The 16,400-nt window shown below is 61.4% G+C and carries 14 protein-coding genes; 10 read left to right on the forward strand and 4 right to left on the reverse strand.

What is annotated here, in order from left to right:
* Positions 1–66 precede the first annotated feature (66 nt).
* A complete protein-coding gene (locus AC07Y2_RS09835; RefSeq protein ID WP_074688805.1) occupies positions 67–1,551 on the reverse strand; it encodes an NCS1 family nucleobase:cation symporter-1 in 1,485 nt (494 codons plus the stop codon).
* A gap of 621 nt (positions 1,552–2,172) precedes the next feature.
* Here AC07Y2_RS09835 and hydA point away from each other — a divergent pair.
* The 3 genes from hydA (at position 2,173) to preA (ending at position 6,438) form a co-directional block, all read left to right on the forward strand.
* Entirely contained in the window at positions 2,173–3,612 is a 1,440-nt protein-coding gene (gene hydA, locus AC07Y2_RS09840) for a dihydropyrimidinase (protein WP_039767210.1), read from the forward strand.
* A 183-nt stretch (positions 3,613–3,795) separates the two neighbouring features.
* Positions 3,796–5,163 (forward strand): NAD(P)-dependent oxidoreductase, encoded by a 1,368-nt coding sequence (locus AC07Y2_RS09845; RefSeq protein ID WP_103385959.1) that lies wholly within the window; start codon positions 3,796–3,798, stop codon positions 5,161–5,163.
* Positions 5,164–6,438 carry an NAD-dependent dihydropyrimidine dehydrogenase subunit PreA gene (preA, locus tag AC07Y2_RS09850; RefSeq protein ID WP_103385958.1) on the forward strand — a complete coding sequence of 425 codons (1,275 nt, stop codon included), beginning with the start codon at positions 5,164–5,166 and terminating at the stop codon, positions 6,436–6,438.
* 124 nt (positions 6,439–6,562) lie between these two features.
* Here the strand turns inward: preA and AC07Y2_RS09855 are convergent, their stop codons facing one another.
* Positions 6,563–7,183: a TetR/AcrR family transcriptional regulator gene (locus tag AC07Y2_RS09855; protein ID WP_007952885.1), complete on the reverse strand. Its 621-nt coding sequence runs from the start codon at positions 7,181–7,183 to the stop codon at positions 6,563–6,565.
* A 146-nt stretch (positions 7,184–7,329) separates the two neighbouring features.
* Here AC07Y2_RS09855 and AC07Y2_RS09860 point away from each other — a divergent pair, with 146 nt between their 5' ends.
* Genes AC07Y2_RS09860 through copD form a run of 3 tightly spaced genes read left to right on the forward strand, consistent with a single transcriptional unit; the run spans position 7,330 to position 9,035 of the window.
* Positions 7,330–7,764 (forward strand): GNAT family N-acetyltransferase, encoded by a 435-nt coding sequence (locus AC07Y2_RS09860; RefSeq protein WP_039767218.1) that lies wholly within the window; start codon positions 7,330–7,332, stop codon positions 7,762–7,764.
* Between the two features lie 47 nt (positions 7,765–7,811).
* On the forward strand, positions 7,812–8,174 hold the full coding sequence (gene copC, locus AC07Y2_RS09865; RefSeq protein ID WP_103385957.1) for a copper homeostasis periplasmic binding protein CopC: 363 nt from the start codon (positions 7,812–7,814) through the stop codon (positions 8,172–8,174).
* A gap of 3 nt (positions 8,175–8,177) precedes the next feature.
* Positions 8,178–9,035: a copper homeostasis membrane protein CopD gene (gene copD, locus AC07Y2_RS09870; RefSeq protein ID WP_103385956.1), complete on the forward strand. Its 858-nt coding sequence runs from the start codon at positions 8,178–8,180 to the stop codon at positions 9,033–9,035.
* Between the two features lie 2 nt (positions 9,036–9,037).
* On the opposite strand, the gene AC07Y2_RS09875 is transcribed toward copD, so the two are convergent.
* Both AC07Y2_RS09875 and AC07Y2_RS09880 read right to left on the reverse strand, forming a co-directional pair.
* The gene (locus AC07Y2_RS09875; protein WP_039767224.1) at positions 9,038–10,180 is read right to left on the reverse strand and encodes an HlyD family secretion protein; all 1,143 of its coding nucleotides are present in this window, start codon (positions 10,178–10,180) and stop codon (positions 9,038–9,040) included.
* Positions 10,177–11,832, reverse strand: coding sequence for an MFS transporter (locus tag AC07Y2_RS09880; protein WP_103385955.1), 1,656 nt, complete (start codon positions 11,830–11,832; stop codon positions 10,177–10,179). Before AC07Y2_RS09880 ends, AC07Y2_RS09875 begins: the two co-directional genes overlap by 4 nt.
* Before the next feature lie 195 nt (positions 11,833–12,027).
* Here AC07Y2_RS09880 and AC07Y2_RS09885 point away from each other — a divergent pair, with 195 nt between their 5' ends.
* From AC07Y2_RS09885 to AC07Y2_RS09900, 4 genes are all read left to right on the forward strand, one after another.
* Positions 12,028–12,978, forward strand: a complete 951-nt coding sequence (locus AC07Y2_RS09885; protein WP_103385954.1) for a polysaccharide deacetylase family protein — start codon at positions 12,028–12,030, stop codon at positions 12,976–12,978.
* A gap of 171 nt (positions 12,979–13,149) precedes the next feature.
* Positions 13,150–14,445, forward strand: coding sequence for an OprD family porin (locus AC07Y2_RS09890; protein ID WP_039767229.1), 1,296 nt, complete (start codon positions 13,150–13,152; stop codon positions 14,443–14,445).
* A gap of 149 nt (positions 14,446–14,594) precedes the next feature.
* Positions 14,595–15,419: an NAD-dependent epimerase/dehydratase family protein gene (locus AC07Y2_RS09895; RefSeq protein WP_103385953.1), complete on the forward strand. Its 825-nt coding sequence runs from the start codon at positions 14,595–14,597 to the stop codon at positions 15,417–15,419.
* A gap of 41 nt (positions 15,420–15,460) precedes the next feature.
* A complete protein-coding gene (locus tag AC07Y2_RS09900; RefSeq protein ID WP_103385952.1) occupies positions 15,461–16,354 on the forward strand; it encodes an SMP-30/gluconolactonase/LRE family protein in 894 nt (297 codons plus the stop codon).
* Positions 16,355–16,400 lie beyond the last annotated feature (46 nt).

Genomic DNA, 16,400 nt, shown 5'->3' on the forward strand with positions numbered 1-16,400 from the left:
GTCCGCTGTGGGGACGCGGAGCGTCCCGGGCTGCATTCCCACGCGGAACGTGGGAACGATCATCTGCTACACCGGTGATTTCACTACCGAAGGCGTCGCACGCATCGCGCACAACCCGTAATAGATCAACCCACCCAGCGCCGAGCCGGTGAACCAGCCGTAGCTGTAGAACCAGCTGAATGCGCTGCTGCCCAGCGACAGCAGGGTCAGCACCACCGGCACGCCGAAGGCGATGAATCCGGCCCAGTTCCACGCCGGATACACGTCGTCGCGGTACAGGCCAGCCAGGTCCAATTGCTGTTTCTTGATCAGGAAATAGTCCACCACCATGATCCCGGCAATCGGCCCGAGCAGGCTGGAATAGCCCAGCAGCCAGTTCGAATACACGGTTTCCAGGCTGACATCGGAGACGATCAGCCCAAGCTTCTTCAGCAGTTCATGGCCCATCAACGCCAGACCAACGAACCCGGTGAGGATCACCGCTTTGGTGCGGTTGATCACCTTCGGCGCGATGTTCTGGAAGTCGTTGGTTGGCGAGACGATGTTGGCGGCGGTGTTGGTCGACAGCGTCGCGATGATGATCAGCGCCATGGCCACCGCGACCCACACCGGGCTCTGGATATGGCCGATCAGCGTCACCGGATCGGAGACGCTGACGCCCACCAGTTTCACCGAAGCGGCGGTCATCACCACGCCCAGCGCGGCGAACAGGAACATGGTCAGCGGCAGGCCGAAAATCTGCCCGAGGATCTGATCCTTCTGGCTGCGGGCATAACGGCTGAAGTCAGGAATGTTCAGCGACAACGTGGCCCAGAAACCGACCATCGCCGTCAGCCCGGCGGCGAAGTAGCTGACCACGCTCGCGCCTTCGGGACGCTTCGGCGGGATCGCCAGCAATTCAGTCATCGACACATTGGGCATGGCCCACACCAGCAACCCGATGCCGACCGCCACCAGCAGCGGCGCCGACAGGGTTTCCAGCCATTTGATCGACTCGGCGCCGCGGATCACCACCCACAGGTTGAGCGCCCAGAAGACCATGAAACCGATCACCTCCCCCGTCCCGCCGAGGGATTTCCAGCCGTCGAACACCGACCCGAGAAACAGGTGAATCGCCAGCCCGCCGAACATGGTCTGAATGCCGAACCAGCCGCACGCCACCAGCGCCCGGATCAGGCACGGCACGTTGGAGCCGAGAATCCCGAACGACGATCGCAGCAGCACCGGAAACGGAATCCCGTACTTGGTGCCGGGAAACGCATTGAGCGTGAGGGGAATCAGGACGATGACGTTGGCAAACAGAATCGCCAGCAAGGCTTCGCCGACGGTGAGGCCGAAATACGCGGTGAGCACACCACCGAGGGTGTAGGTCGGCACGCAGATCGACATGCCGACCCACAGCGCAGTGATGTGCCATTTGTTCCAGGTTCGTTCGCGCACCTTGGTCGGTGCCATGTCGTGGTTGTAACGGGGACTGTCGAGGACGTCGCTGCCGGCTTCGAGTTCGAACAAGCCGTCGCGCTCGGTCACTTGCGATCTGTTCTGTTGCATGGCCGCTCCACTGTTCTTCTGATTATTTTTTTGCTCATCAGGCGGCTGCACACGCAGGTGCGAGCCGGACGATGGCCGGAGGAACTGACAACTTTCATGCACCGGCCATGGTGTCAGCGGCGGCATCAATAAACGTGCCGGGGGAACCGCTTGGCGCTGGGGCCGTGCTTCGATCTTTTTGTAACTGACTGATGTTTATCAGTTTTAATTATTCACCTTGTGAGGCCGCGAAAACTTGACTGAACACTCAGGCTAAATGCCAGGCAAGTTGTCCGAACTGTCAGGACTCAATCTGGTGCACTGCATTATTTTTCTTTAGAACGCATCACCCGCAGCTCAACTTCAAGCGGCTGATTTCACATAGGAAATCTTGCTCATATTTCCAACCTGTCAAGTGCGTCAAAATGGTGAAGTGCCTCACCATTTTGGTGATTTTGTATTTTTATCGTTATTTATCAACAAGTTAAAACAGTCATAAGCTTATAAAAAATAATCTTGATCAATTGCAGAACTGCGACTAGCGTCTATTCCTGACAGCGCTGACAAGATTACGCATCTGGCGCCGCAAACAATAAAACACTAGAGCCGGCACAAGTCGGTCATGCCTGCGAGGAACTCGGAATGTCTCTGTTGATCCGTGGCGCCACCGTTGTTACCCATGATGAAAGTTACCGCGCCGATGTCTATTGCGCCGACGGCGTGATCAAAGCCATTGGTGAAAACCTGGATGTTCCCGCCGGCGCCGAAGTGCTCGACGGCAGCGGCCAGTACCTGATGCCCGGCGGCATCGATCCCCACACCCACATGCAACTCCCGTTCATGGGCACCGTGGCCAGCGAAGATTTCTACAGCGGAACCGCCGCAGGCCTGGCCGGCGGCACCACCTCGATCATCGATTTCGTGATTCCCAATCCGCAGCAGTCGCTGCTCGAAGCCTTTCACCAGTGGCGTGGCTGGGCGGAAAAATCCGCGTCCGACTACGGTTTCCACGTCGCGATCACCTGGTGGAGCGAGCAGGTTCGCGAGGAAATGGCCGAGCTGGTTAGCCATCATGGGATCAACAGCTTCAAGCATTTCATGGCCTACAAGAACGCTATCATGGCCGCCGATGACACGCTGGTGGCGAGCTTCGAGCGCTGCCTGGAACTCGGCGCGGTGCCGACCGTGCACGCGGAAAACGGCGAGCTGGTCTATCACCTGCAACGCAAGTTGATGGCCCAGGGCATCACCGGGCCGGAAGCGCATCCGCTGTCGCGGCCGTCTCAGGTCGAAGGCGAAGCCGCGAGCCGGGCAATCCGGATCGCTGAAACCATCGGCACGCCGCTGTACCTGGTGCACGTCTCGACCAAGGAAGCCCTCGACGAAATCACCTATGCCCGCAGCAAGGGCCAACCGGTTTACGGCGAAGTGCTGGCCGGGCATCTGCTGCTGGACGACAGTGTCTACCAGCACCCGGACTGGCAGACCGCCGCCGGTTACGTGATGAGCCCGCCGTTCCGTCCGCGCGGGCATCAGGACGCGCTTTGGCATGGCTTGCAGAGCGGCAATCTGCACACCACCGCCACCGACCATTGCTGCTTCTGCGCCGAGCAGAAAGCCGCCGGCCGCGACGATTTCAGCAAGATCCCCAACGGCACCGCCGGCATCGAAGACCGCATGGCGGTGTTGTGGGATGAAGGGGTGAACTCGGGGCGGTTGTCGATGCAGGACTTCGTCGCCCTCACCTCCACCAACACCGCGAAAATCTTCAATCTCTATCCGCGCAAGGGCGCGATCCGCGTCGGCGCCGATGCCGACCTGGTGCTGTGGGACCCGCAGGGCACCCGCACCATCTCCGCCAGGACCCACCATCAGCAGGTGGACTTCAACATCTTCGAAGGCAAGACCGTGACCGGCGTACCGAGCCATACCGTCAGCCAGGGCCGGGTGGTCTGGGCCGATGGCGACCTGCGCGCCGAGCGTGGGGCGGGCCGGTATATCGAACGGCCGGCGTATCCGGCGGTGTTTGATTTGCTGAGCAAGCGGGCGGAGTTGCATCGCCCGGTTGCCGTGAAACGCTGATCCCTGGATTACCGATGATCGTTCCCACGCTCTGCGTGGGAATGCCTCAAGGGACGCTCTGCGTCCAGTGACGCGGAGCGTCACGGGCTGCATTCCCACGCGGAGCGTGGGAACGATCAACAGATGATCTAACCACTGCCCGACAGAGGCAGAAAACCTCAAATAACCGTGAGGCAAAAAACCGTGATCGAGACCCTGAACCATCTCCCGCACCCGCAAGAAAGTGCGGCCGCCCTCGCCGGCCATTTCACTGATCTGGCGCCGCCGCTCAACGACCGTCAGGCGCATCTGGAAGCCTCGCGCTGCCTGTATTGCTACGACGCCCCGTGCGTGAACGCGTGCCCGAGCGAGATCGACATTCCGTCGTTCATCCGCAATATCCATCAGGACAACGTGCCCGGCGCGGCGCAGAAAATCCTCTCGGCGAACATCCTTGGCGGCAGTTGCGCCCGGGTCTGTCCGACCGAGATCCTCTGCCAGCAAGCCTGCGTGCGCAACAACGCCCACGAATGCGCGCCGGTGCTGATCGGCCTGCTGCAACGTTACGCCGTGGACAACGCGCATTTCACCGAGCACCCGTTCCAGCGCGCCGCCGCTACCGGCAAACGCATCGCAGTGGTCGGGGCTGGTCCGGCGGGTTTGTCCTGTGCCCATCGCAGCGCCATGCACGGTCACGACGTGGTGATTTTCGAAGCGCGGGAGAAGGCTGGCGGGCTCAACGAATACGGGATCGCCAAGTACAAACTGGTCGACGACTACGCGCAGAAGGAGCTGAATTTCCTCCTGCAGATCGGCGGCATCGAAATCCGCCACGGACAGAAACTCGGCGACAACCTGACCTTGAGCGAACTGCATCAACAGTTCGACGCGGTGTTCCTCGGCCTCGGCCTGAACGCCAGCAAGCAACTCGGCCTGGCCCACGAAGACGCCCCCGGCCTGCTCGCCGCCACCGACTACATCCGCGAACTGCGCCAGGCCGACGACCTGTCGCAACTGCCGTTGGCCGAACACTGCATCGTCCTCGGCGCCGGCAACACCGCCATCGACATGGCCGTGCAAATGGCCCGCCTCGGTGCCCGTGACGTCAATCTGGTCTATCGCCGTGGCGCAGCGGACATGGGCGCCACCGGCCACGAACAGGACATCGCCAAGGCCAATCAGGTGCGGCTGCTGACCTGGGCGCAACCGGACGAAGTGCTGCTCGACGCTCAAGGCAAGGTGCGCGGCATGCGTTTCGCCCGCACCCATCTGGTGGACGGTCGTCTGCAAACCACTGGCGAAACATTCGAACTGGCCGCCGATGCGATCTTCAAAGCCATCGGTCAGGCCTTCGACGGCAGCGCCCTTGCCGACCCGCTGGCCCGCGAACTCAAGCGTCAGGGCGATCGAATCCAGGTCGATGAAAACCTGCGCACCAGCATCCCCGGCGTGTATGCCGGCGGCGACTGCACCAGCCTCGATCAGGACCTGACCGTGCAAGCGGTGCAACACGGCAAGCGCGCCGCCGAGGCGATCAACGCTCAACTGATGCTCAAAGTGGAGGCTGCGTAAATGGCCGATCTCTCGATTGTCTTCGCCGGTATCAAAGCCCCCAATCCGTTCTGGCTGGCCTCCGCGCCGCCGACCGACAAGGCCTACAACGTGGTCCGCGCCTTCGAAGCCGGCTGGGGTGGCGTAGTCTGGAAAACCCTGGGTGAAGACCCGGCGGCGGTCAACGTGTCGTCGCGTTATTCGGCGCACTACGGCGCCAACCGCGAAGTGCTGGGCATCAACAACATCGAACTGATCACCGACCGCTCGCTGGAAATCAACCTGCGGGAAATCACTCAGGTGAAAAAGGATTGGCCGGACCGCGCGCTGATCGTTTCGCTGATGGTGCCGTGCGTCGAAGAGTCGTGGAAACACATCCTGCCGCTGGTGGAAGCCACCGGCGCCGATGGCATCGAACTGAATTTCGGATGCCCCCACGGCATGCCCGAACGCGGCATGGGCGCGGCGGTCGGTCAGGTGCCGGAGTACGTCGAGCAGGTGACGCGCTGGTGCAAGACCTATTGCTCGCTGCCAGTGATCGTCAAACTGACGCCGAACATCACCGACATCCGCGTCGCCGCCCGCGCTGCACACCGTGGCGGCGCCGATGCGGTGTCGCTGATCAACACCATCAACTCGATCACCAGCGTCGACCTCGAACACATGGTCGCCCTGCCCACCGTCGGCAGCAAAAGCACCCACGGCGGTTATTGCGGCTCGGCAGTGAAGCCCATCGCGCTGAACATGGTCGCGGAAATCGCCCGCGATCCGCAGACCCAGGGCCTGCCGATCTGCGGCATCGGCGGCATCGGCAGTTGGCGTGACGCGGCGGAGTTCATCGCACTCGGGAGCGGCGCGGTGCAGGTGTGCACGGCGGCGATGCTGCATGGTTTCCGGATTGTCGATGAAATGAAGGATGGTTTGTCGCGGTGGATGGACAGTCAGGGTTACGCCAGCATCGCGGAGTTTTCCGGGCGCGCGGTGGGTAACACCACGGACTGGAAGTACCTGGACATCAACTATCAGGTGATCGCGAAGATCGACCAGGAGGCATGCATCGGTTGCGGGCGTTGTCACATTGCCTGCGAGGACACCTCACACCAGGCGATCAGCAGCCTGAAACAGGCCGATGGCACGCATCAATATGAAGTGATCGATGACGAGTGTGTGGGGTGCAATCTGTGTCAGATCACCTGTCCGGTGGCGGATTGCATCGAGATGGTGCCGATGGAAACGGGCAAGCCGTTTCTGGACTGGAATCATGATCCGCGCAATCCGTATCACGTCAGCCCTTGAATGATCGTTCCCACGCTCCGCGTGGGAATGCAGCCATGGACGCTCTGCGTCCGCTTCAGAGCATGACGCAGAGCGTCACCGGAGGCATTCCCACGCGGAGCGTGGGAACGATCAGTTACGAGGCTCAAGGTTCTAATCCGATCCCCCGCAAAATCACGCTAGTCACCGTCTGCACCGCCCGCTCGAACTGCATGTCCGACAGCGGCTGGTGCTCATTCAGAATATTCACCTGATGATCGAAGTCCGCATAGTGCTGCGTCGAGGCCCAGATCATGTACAGCAGGCTCGACGGCTCCACCGGCAGAATCCGCTTGTCCTCGACCCACTGGCGGATCTTCGCCTCCTTCATCTTCGCCCAGTCATACAGGCTCACATCCAGCGCCTCGCCGAGGGTCGGCGCGCCGTGGATGATTTCGTTGGCCCAGACTTTCGACCCGTAAGGCCGGCTGCGCGAGTGGTTCATCTTGGCGCGGATGTAGCTGCTGAGCACCACGCGCGGATCGTCGAACATCTCGAAGCACAGCGCGTCCTGCTTCCACACTTCCAGCAGGTCGAACAGCACTGCGCTGTACAGCTCGCTCTTGGTCGAAAAGTAGTAATGCAGGTTGGAGCGTGGCAGCTGCACTTCAGCGGCGATGTCCGCCATGGCGGTGCCGCCGAAACCCTTTTCGGCGAAGACTTTTTCCGCCGCCAGCAGGATCTTGTCGACGTTGGTGCGGCGGATTTCGATCTTGTGATTGCCCATGAGGGCTCCCTGAAGACAACGTTGTTGAAGACTAGCATCCGCTCTGGGCAAGGGGCGACAGCCGAGAACGATTCTTCACACACTTGCGCTTTTTTCTGGTTTAGGATCGCCCTCCTTCTCCCCGTCAGACACTGAAGGACTCATCCATGACCATTCGAAAGCGCACCGCTGCGGATGATCCGCAGCTCGCCGCACTGTGGGAGCGCTCGGTCCGCGCCACCCACGATTTCCTCCCGGAAGACGATATCCATCGGCTGTTCCCGCTGGTGCGTGACACCTACCTGCCCGCGCTGGATGTGCAGGTTTTCGAGAACCCCGACCACTCCCCGGCAGGCTTTATCGCCACCGACGATGACACCGTGCAGATGCTGTTCATCGACCCGGCCCAGCGTGGCCAGGGCATCGGCCGACGCTTGCTCGACCACGTCCGCCGCCCGCTGCTGAAGGTCGACGTCAACGAACAGAACCCGCAAGCCCACGGCTTCTATCGGCACTACGGATTCGAAGACATCGGCCGCTCGGCACTCGACGGCGAAGGCCGGCCCTTTCCGGTCATTCACATGCGCCTGAAAGCCCTGTGATCCAGGTTCTATACTCAGCCCGCCATTTCACTGAAAGGAATCTTTCCATGTCGATGAAAAAACTGTTCACCGCTGGCGCGCTGCTGGCTTCGCTGATCGTCACTTCCCAGGCCTTTGCCCACGCCCATCTGAAAAGTCAGATTCCGGCCGCCGACAGCACCGTCGCGGCACCGGCGGATCTGCGCCTGGTGTTTTCCGAAGGCGTCGAAGCCAGCTTCACCAAAGTCACCCTGACCCACGACGGCAAGCCGGTGGCGGTCAAACCGCTGACCACCGAAGGTGACAGGAAAACCCTGATCGTCACCCCCGAAACACCGCTGACCGCTGGCGAGTACAAGGTCGAATGGCATGCGGTGTCGGTCGACACACACAAAAGCGAAGGCGCCTATCAGTTCAAGGTTGGCCAGTAATTCATGAGTGAAGCGCTGGTGCTGTGCCGGTTCCTGCATTTCATCGTGGTGTTGATGCTGTTCGGGGCCTGGCTGTTCCGGCCGCTGCTGCTCAAGGGTGAAGCGCCGACGCTGGATCGGCACCTCGCGCGACTGGCTCGCTGGCTGGTGGCGATTGCCTTGGCCAGCGGCGTCATCTGGGCGTTGTTGATTACCGCAAGCATGGCCGGTTCGGCGGCTGCCGCGTTTGATCCGGCCACCGTCGAGCTGGTTCTCGGTCATACGTTTTTCGGTCAGGTCTGGCGCTGGCATCTGCTGATCAATGCCCTGTTGCTGGCGTTGCTGTTTACGCCGTGGCGTTCGAGCCGACCATTGCGGCTGGGTCTGAGCGCGCTGCTGCTGATGACGCTGGCACCGGTCGGTCACGGGGCGATGCTCGATGGCTTCAGCGGGCAGATGCTGATCCTCAATCAGGTCATTCACCTGACCTGCGTCGGCGCCTGGCTTGGCGGCCTGCTGATGCTGGTGATGATCCTGCGCCAACCCGACCAAACCGTACGCGAAGTCTTGCAGCGATTCAGCGGACTCGGCTACGGGCTGGTCGCCGGCCTGCTGGTCACCGGGTTGATCAACGTACGCGTGCTCACCGGCCAATGGTGGCCGACGCCGCTGTTCTCGGGATTCGCCCTGATCCTGCTGATCAAGGCGCTGCTGGTGTTCGGCATGCTTGCACTGGCGCTGTTCAATCGCCTGCGGATCAACGATTGCGAACAGCGGATCGACACCCTCAAGCGCAGCGTCATGCTCGAATGGCTGCTGGGGATCGGCGCCGTGGCGGCGGTTTCCGTGCTTGGCACCCTGCCGCCGATGATCGCTGCCTGAGGTCAGTGTTTCTGGGTATCGCCCGCCGCCGTATCAATGCTGACCACCACCGACATCCCCGGCCGCAAACGCTCGCTCTCCTGCTGATCCGGATCGATGGTGATGCGCACCGGCACCCGCTGGGCGATTTTCACGAAGTTGCCGGTGGCGTTGTCGGCCTGCAACAACGCGAATTCGGAACCGGTGCCCGGCGAGATGTGCTGCACGTGGCCGGTGAACTTGCGGTGGTTCAAGGCATCGACGGTGAAGCTCGCCGGCTGCCCAACGCGTACATTGTCCATCTGGGTTTCCTTGAGGTTGGCGATCACCCATTTCTGGTTCGGCACCAGCGCCATCAACTGCGCCCCGGAGTTGACGTAGGCGCCGAGACGCACGCCGATCTGCCCGAGCTGACCGTCGCGCGGGGCGATGATCCGGGTGTTGGACAAATCGATCCGCGCCAGCTGCACCGCCGCCTCGGCGCTGGCCACCGCCGCTTCCAGCGAGCCGCGATTGACGATCACCGTTTGCAGATCCTGCCGGGCGATTTCCAGATTGGCCTTGGCCTGCGCCACCGCCGCAATGCTTTGCGCATTGGCGGCCAGCGCCACGTCCATCTCGCGCTTGGACACGGAACCGTCATTGACCAGCGCCTTGTTGCGACGCAAGTCGGCCTCGCTTTTGCGCAACTGCGCCTCGCTGTCGGCCACCACCGCCTGCCGCAACTTGATAGTGGCTTCGGCGCTGTTACGCTGCTGCACCACGTTGGCCAGCGAGGCCTTCTGCACCGCCAGTTGTGCCAGCGACTGGTCGAGACGTTGCTGATAGATGCGGTCATCGAGACGCACCAGCAAGTCGCCCTCCTTCACAAACTGGAAATCCTGCACCGGCACTTCAAACACATAGCCACTGAGCTGCGGGCCGATGATCGTTACCTGCCCGCGCACCAAGGCGTTTTCGGTGGTCTCAACTGCGCTGCTGAACGGCGGCAGTTGCCAGGCGTAAAGCACGATCAGCACGCCGACGATGGCAATCGCGGCAAAGCCCAGCGACGAGATGATCCGCACCCGCAACGAACGCGGCTCGGTGTTCGGTGATGACGGCGGCGCCACACCTTCAGGGGTGGCGGCGATGGCATTGGTGGTCGTAGTGGTCGGTTCGGTCATGAAGAAGTGGCACCGCTGGAAGGTACGGAAGGTGTCGGGGCGACGGCTTTGGTGGTGCTGATCAGCCACAGCGCACGGATGGAAATCCAGATCATGGTCAGGATTGCGATCACCGCGATCAGCATGAACACATCGTTATAGGCCAGTACGTTGGCTTCGCGCGTGGCGGCGTTGGCCAGGCTGCGAATGCCCTGCAGATTGCGCAGACTCGGGTCGGCAATCACGGAGCCGACCGCCGATCCGCCGCTCTGGACCCGGGCGGCGACCCTGGGATCGGACATCACCAGTTGCTCGACGATATGGCTGGAATGAAATTTCTCGCGCACGATCTGGAAAGTCCCCAGCAACGCCGCGCCGATCAGGCCGCCGAGGTTGTTGCAGATCCCGAACAACACCGAAAAACTCACGAGGTTGCGCGGGTTGGTCAGCACGTTGCGCGTGCCCAGCACCATGGTCGGGCCGAGAAAGAAAGTACTGCCGAACGCAAGCAGGAACTGGCTGAAATACAGGTTGCCGGGGCGGGTCAGGTTGTTCGACGAGCTGTCCATGATCGAGCCGGTGGCCATCAACGCCAGCGAAATGATCAGCGGCATCAACAGGTGTTTCGGGTCGATGGTCAGCGCACTGGTCAGCAGCCCGGCGACGCTGCCGATCAGCATCACCACGTACAAGCTATGAAGCTGCTGGCTGCTCATGTTCAGGTTTTGCATGAAGCCGACGGCGCCGGTGGATTGCTCCGAGGTCACCATGCGAATCAGGATCACCGCCAGCGCCAGACGGATCATCACCCCGCTGCCGAGCCAGCGGGTCATCAGCATCGGGTTGCTGCGGTTATGTTCGATGGCCAGCCCCGCGAGAATCAGCGCAATCGACGCGGCCAGGGCGATGCCGATCCAGTCTGCTTCCAGCCACCAGTCGATCCTGCCCAGGGACAACACGGCGCACAGCAAGGCCACACCACTGGCCAGGATGGCGAAGGTGAGAAAGTCGAGGGGTTCGAAGGTCTTGAACCGATCACCCGGCGGCAGTTTGAGCATCAGGACGCAGCCCAACGACAGCAACGCCATGCCCAATTCAAACAGGTACAGGCCGCGCCATTCGGCAATCTGCAACAGGTCTTCGGAAAACAGCCGCGCCAGCGGCAAGGCCAGTTGGGAGGTGCCCAGGCCCAGCACCAACGCCTTCATCCGCCATTTGGCCGGGAACGCCTGCACCATGTAATACAAGCCCAACGAACTGAGCGCCGCGCCGACCATGCCGTGGGCCGCACGCACGGCGATCGCCGAATTCAGGTCATTGACGAACAGATGGCCGAAGGTCACCAGCGCATACAGCACCAGAAACACCTCGGTGAACGCGCGCAAGCCGAACTGCTGGCGAAACTTCACCAGCAGCAGGTTCATCGACACGTTGGTCATCACGTACGCCGCCGGCAGCCAGGCCATCTCCGCCGTCGTCGCCCCGAGCGCACCTTGCAGATAAGGCAGGTTGGCGACCACCAGCGCATTGCCCAGACCACCGGTCACCGCGACAAGCACGCCCACCAGCGCATAAGCCAGGCGCTTGGGGTTGGAGTGCAGCGGCGTCGAGGGGGAACCGGGCAGACTGGGCTTCTCGTGCGGCTGCCAGTTGCGCGGGGCGTATTGATCCATTGAAAGGCCTTGTCTTGTAGTCGCTTAAGTGTGCCGCAAATCCTGGCCAAACACCTATCCAAGCTCGCTCCCACCAGGAATTCGTGCATCGCGATTCGTAAATTTTGTTTAAAGGTCATCTCGTCCGCAGCGGATTTTTCCCAAGCGTAGCGGATGCCAACCTTGCAGCACTTCTCAACCTGCAAGGTGCCCGATATGACCACTCCCCGTTGGCAACGCTCCCCGCGTCTGCTGAAAAACCTGCTGGCCGCCGCGCTGTTGCTGCCAGCCCTCGCCTTTGCCCAGGAACGCCCGTGGCCGGACGGCTCGCAACTGGTGATTTCGGTGTCGATGCAATTCGAAACCGGCGGCCAGCCCGAGGGCGCCGAAAGTCCGTTCTCCGGCACACCGCTGCCAAAAGGCTACCCGGATCTACCGGCGCAGACCTGGTTCGATTACGGCTACAAGGAAGGCCTGTGGCGCATGCTTGATCTGTGGGATCGCACCGGCATCAAAGTCACCTCTCACGTGGTCGGCGAAGCGGCGCTCAAGCACCCCGAACTGGCAAAAGCCATCGCCGAGCGTGGCCATGAACTGGCAGCCCACGGCATGCGCTGGGCCGATTCGTACAACATGAATTACGCCCAGGAAAAACAGTTCATCGGTGATGGCGTCGCGGCGGTGGAAAAAATCACCGGTCAGCGCTCGGTCGGCTACAACGCCAACTGGCTGCGCCGCAGCCCCAATACGTTGAAGGTGCTGCAGGATCTGAATTTCACCTATCACATCGACGATGTCAGCCGCGACGAGCCGTTCGTGACCATGGTTCGCGGGCGCAAATTCGCCGTGGTGCCGTACACCCTGCGCAACAACGACATCGTGCTGGTCGAGGGCAGGCATTTCTCTGCCGAGCAGTTCTATCAGCAACTGGTGCTGGAATTCGATCGCCTCTACGCCGAAGGCGCGAGCAAGCGGCGGATGATGTCGGTGAGTCTGCACGACCGCATCGGTGGCACCCCGGCGATGGTCGAGGCCATGGAGCGCTTCATCCGGTACGCCCAGTCGCATGCGAAGGTGAGTTTCATGCGCAAGGATCAGATCGCGCAGATCGTGCTGACCGAAAAAAATCCCCTGATCGATAACACTGAAGCGCTCTACAACCAGTAAACGTGCCGACAGCAGCCCTCCTCACAGCGCTTTGAGGGCTGCCCGCTCACCCAAAGTCATCGTACGACGCCCTGTTGACTTTTCCGGAAAACCTCGCAAATATCCGCAACCATGTTGTACGACGACGTATAACAAATAATAAAAACAACAAATGAAACAGGGAGCGTCACAGTGAGCACACTCGTCTGCAATTCCGTCCGCACGTCCCGTTTTTCTATCTCCCGCCCGCGTTCCACCCTGAGCCTGATCGGCTGCGGCAGTCTCGCCCTCGCCTTGCCGATGAGCGCCGATGCCGAGGGTTTCCTCGAAGACAGCAAAGCCACCCTGAACCTGCGCAACGCCTACTTCAATCGCAACTTCGTCAACCCGAACTATCCGCAGGGCAAGGCTGAAGAGTGGACGCAGAACTTCATCCTCGACGCCAAATCCGGCTTTACCAAGGGCACCGTCGGCTTTGGTCTGGACGTGCTGGGTATGTATTCGCAGAAACTCGATGGCGGCAAAGGCACGGGCGGTACGCAGCTGCTGCCGATTCACGATGACGGGCGCCCGGCGGACAATTTCGGGCGACTGGGTGTTGCGCTCAAGGCCAAGGTGTCGAAGACCGAATTGAAGGTCGGCGAATGGATGCCGGTGTTGCCCATCCTGCGCTCGGATGATGGCCGCTCCCTGCCCCAGACCTTTCGTGGCGGCCAGATCACCTCTACCGAAATCAATGGCCTGACCCTTTACGGTGGCCAGTTCCGTGGCAACAGCCCGCGCAACGATGCCAGCATGGAAGACATGTCGATGAACGGCCGCGGCGCCTTCACCTCCGACCGCTTCAATTTCGGCGGCGGTGAATACACCTTTAACGACAAACGCACGCTTGTCGGTCTGTGGTACGCCGAACTCAGCGACATCTACCAGCAGCAGTACTTCAACCTCAGCCACAGCCAGCCGCTGGGCGACTGGACGCTGGGCGCCAATCTCGGTTTCTTCACCGGCAAGGAAGACGGCAGCGCCCAGGCCGGCGACCTCGACAACAAAACCGCATTCGCCATGCTCTCGGCCCGGTACGGCGGCAACACGTTCTACATCGGCCTGCAAAAGCTCAGCGGCGACGATGCCTGGATGCGCGTCAACGGCACCAGCGGCGGCACCCTGGCCAACGACAGCTACAACGCCAGTTACGACAACGCGCAGGAGCGTTCCTGGCAGATCCGCCACGACTACAACTTCGTAGTCCTCGGCGTCCCCGGGCTGACGCTGATGAACCGCTACATCAGCGGTGACAACGTGCATACCGGCACCATCACCGACGGCAAGGAATGGGGGCGCGAGTCGGAGCTGGCCTACACCGTGCAGAGCGGTCCGCTGAAAAACCTCAACGTCAAATGGCGCAACGCGACGATTCGCCGGGACTTCAGCACCAATGAATTCGACGAGAACCGGATCTTCATCAGTTACCCGATTTCGTTGTTGTAAACCCTGGCATGGGGTGAACGGAGGGTGAATCGGCCTTCCGTCACTTACACCGAAAGTCGCGTTGACAAGTTCCGGAAACCCTACCGATACTTCAGCGCAGTCATACGACAACCTACAACAAACCTAATAACAACGTGTAAGGGATTGCCATGACGTCCACCTCCACCGCCCCAACTCCGTTCAATCGCCTGCTGCTGACCGGCGCCGCCGGTGGCCTGGGCAAAGTCTTGCGCGAACGTCTGCGCCCGTATGCCAACGTGCTGCGCCTGTCGGACATCGCCGCCCTTGCCCCGGCCATCGATGACCGGGAAGAAATCGTGCTCTGCGACCTCGCCGACAAAACCGCCGTGCATCAACTGGTCGAAGGCGTGGATGCGATCCTGCACTTCGGTGGCGTCTCGGTGGAGCGCCCCTTCGAAGAAATCCTCGGCGCCAACATCTGCGGCGTATTCCATATCTATGAAGCGGCACGCCGACACGGTGTGAAGCGGGTGATCTTTGCCAGCTCCAACCATGTCATCGGCTTCTACAAGCAGGACGAACGCCTCGACGCCAGCTCCGCTCGCCGCCCCGACGGCTACTACGGTCTGTCCAAGTCCTACGGCGAAGACATGGCCAGTTTCTACTTCGATCGCTATGGCATCGAAACCGTCAGCATCCGCATCGGCTCGTCGTTTCCCGAACCGCAGAACCGCCGAATGATGCACACCTGGCTGAGCTTCGACGATCTCACCCAACTGCTCGAACGTTCGCTGTACACCCCCAACGTCGGCCACACCGTGGTTTATGGCATGTCCGCCAACAAGGATGTGTGGTGGGACAACCGCTTCGCCAGCCACCTCGGTTTCGAGGCCAAAGACACCTCCGAAGTGTTTCGCGAAAAGGTCGAGGCGCAGCCCATGCCGGCAGCCGATGACCCGGCGCGGATCTATCAGGGCGGAGCCTTCGTTGCGGCCGGCCCGTTTGGCGATTGACCGGCGCGATTCACGTCTCCAATAAAACCAAGGGAATGAGTATGCAAGCCGAATTGATCGTCGACGCCCGCAACGCGGTGGGTGAAAGCCCGGTCTGGGTATCGCAGGAGAACGCCTTGTACTGGGTCGATATCCCCAACGGCGGCCTGCAACGCTGGAGCGCCGACACTGGCCATGTTCACGCCTGGAAGGCGCCCGAGATGCTCGCCTGCCTTGCCCGACACAGTCGCGGCGGCTGGGTGGCCGGCATGGAGAGCGGGTTCTTTCATCTGCAACCGCATGGCGATGGCAGCCTCGACAGCGATCGGCTAGCACCGGTCGAACACAACCGCCAGGACATGCGCCTGAACGACGGTCGCTGCGACCGCCAGGGTCGGTTCTGGGCCGGCAGCATGGTGCTGAACATGGGGCTGAATCTGCCCGAGGGCCGGCTCTATCGTTACGGTGCTGGGCAAACAGGCGTGATCGAGGCACAGCTTGATGGCTTCATCGTGCCCAATGGCCTGGGCTTCAGCCCGGACGGCAAAACCATGTACCTGTCGGACTCGCACCCGAACGTCCAACTGATCTGGGCTTTCGACTACGACACCGAGACAGGCACACCCTCCAACCGGCGGGTGTTCGTGGACATGAACCATTTTTACGGCCGCCCCGACGGCGCTGCCGTGGATGCCGATGGCTGCTACTGGATCTGCGCCAACGACGTCGGCCTGATCCATCGTTTCACCCCCGACGGTCGCCTTGACCGCTCGCTGCAGGTACCGGTGAAAAAACCCACCATGTGCGCCTTCGGCGGCAGCCGGATGGACACCTTGTTCGTGACTTCGATTCGCCCCGGCGACGACCAGGATCCGCAGTCCCTGGCCGGCGGCGTGTTCGCCCTCAACCCCGGCGTCAAAGGCCTGCCGGAGCCAATGTTCGACGATCTGCTGTAACCCGCCCTTGCTGCATTGCTGTGCCTTGAACACAAAAATAACAAGA

Source organism: Pseudomonas sp. GW456-12-1-14-TSB6 (assembly GCF_059424205.1).

What these genes read in the sequence shown, in the direction of transcription:
- AC07Y2_RS09835 (WP_074688805.1), bottom strand. Translation starts at nt 1,551, where the DNA reads ATGCAACAGAACAGATCGCAAGTGACCGAGCGCGACGGCTTGTTCGAA.
- hydA (WP_039767210.1), top strand. Translation starts at nt 2,173, where the DNA reads ATGTCTCTGTTGATCCGTGGCGCCACCGTTGTTACCCATGATGAAAGT.
- preA (WP_103385958.1), top strand. Translation starts at nt 5,164, where the DNA reads ATGGCCGATCTCTCGATTGTCTTCGCCGGTATCAAAGCCCCCAATCCG.
- AC07Y2_RS09855 (WP_007952885.1), bottom strand. Translation starts at nt 7,183, where the DNA reads ATGGGCAATCACAAGATCGAAATCCGCCGCACCAACGTCGACAAGATC.
- AC07Y2_RS09860 (WP_039767218.1), top strand. Translation starts at nt 7,330, where the DNA reads ATGACCATTCGAAAGCGCACCGCTGCGGATGATCCGCAGCTCGCCGCA.
- copC (WP_103385957.1), top strand. Translation starts at nt 7,812, where the DNA reads ATGTCGATGAAAAAACTGTTCACCGCTGGCGCGCTGCTGGCTTCGCTG.
- copD (WP_103385956.1), top strand. Translation starts at nt 8,178, where the DNA reads ATGAGTGAAGCGCTGGTGCTGTGCCGGTTCCTGCATTTCATCGTGGTG.
- AC07Y2_RS09875 (WP_039767224.1), bottom strand. Translation starts at nt 10,180, where the DNA reads ATGACCGAACCGACCACTACGACCACCAATGCCATCGCCGCCACCCCT.
- AC07Y2_RS09880 (WP_103385955.1), bottom strand. Translation starts at nt 11,832, where the DNA reads ATGGATCAATACGCCCCGCGCAACTGGCAGCCGCACGAGAAGCCCAGT.
- AC07Y2_RS09885 (WP_103385954.1), top strand. Translation starts at nt 12,028, where the DNA reads ATGACCACTCCCCGTTGGCAACGCTCCCCGCGTCTGCTGAAAAACCTG.
- AC07Y2_RS09895 (WP_103385953.1), top strand. Translation starts at nt 14,595, where the DNA reads ATGACGTCCACCTCCACCGCCCCAACTCCGTTCAATCGCCTGCTGCTG.
- AC07Y2_RS09900 (WP_103385952.1), top strand. Translation starts at nt 15,461, where the DNA reads ATGCAAGCCGAATTGATCGTCGACGCCCGCAACGCGGTGGGTGAAAGC.